Raw genomic sequence first — 694 nt, forward strand, 5'->3', positions numbered from 1 at the left:
GCCGTTCTCCCCGTCCTGCCCGCGGTGCTGCCGCGCGGGGAGGAGAAACCCTCGGCCGCCCACCGTGCCCGGCTCGCGCTCGCCGAAGCGGCCGGGACGGTGCTGGCCGGCGGCCTGTCCCTGCTCGGCATCGACGCACCCGATCACCTCTGAGAGAGCCACGACACGTCATGAGCCGTTCCGCACACCCCGCCGGGCCCCGTCACGCCGACGTCCTTCCCGAGGGCCACTACTCCGCTCCGCCCGCCGATCTCAACGCCCTCGACCCGAAGGTGTGGGCGCAGACCGTCAGCCGCGACGGCGACGGGGTGCTCACCGTCGGCGGGATCGATGTGAAGAGCCTCGCGGAGGAGTTCGGCACTCCCGCCTACATCCTCGACGAGACGGACTTCCGGGCCCGGGCGCGGGCCTGGCGCACCGCCTTCGGCCAGGACGCCGACGTCTTCTACGCGGGCAAGGCGTTCCTGTCCCGGGCCGTGGTGCGCTGGCTGCACGAGGAGGGGCTCAACCTGGACGTGTGCTCCGGCGGTGAGCTGGCCACCGCGCTGTCCGCGGGGATGCCGGCCGACCGCATCGCCTTCCACGGCAACAACAAGTCCCCCGCGGAGATCCGCCGCGCCGTCGAGGCCGGTGTCGGGCGGATCGTGCTCGACTCCTTCCAGGAGATCGCGCGGGTGGCGCACATCGCGCAGGA

Annotated in this window: 2 protein-coding genes; both read left to right on the plus strand. The window is 73.1% G+C overall.

Annotation, left to right across the window (positions count from 1 at the left end):
* Positions 1–153, plus strand: a 153-nt coding sequence (locus tag CCN42_RS40860) for a DALR anticodon-binding domain-containing protein (protein ID WP_245877714.1), incomplete at its 5' end; no start/stop codon positions are given.
* A 17-nt stretch (positions 154–170) separates the two neighbouring features.
* Positions 171–694, plus strand: a 524-nt coding sequence (locus CCN42_RS40865; protein ID WP_422641141.1) for a diaminopimelate decarboxylase family protein, incomplete at its 3' end; no start/stop codon positions are given.

The organism is Streptomyces glaucescens, from assembly GCF_002154375.1.
In the GTDB taxonomy this organism is placed as follows: domain Bacteria; phylum Actinomycetota; class Actinomycetes; order Streptomycetales; family Streptomycetaceae; genus Streptomyces; species Streptomyces glaucescens.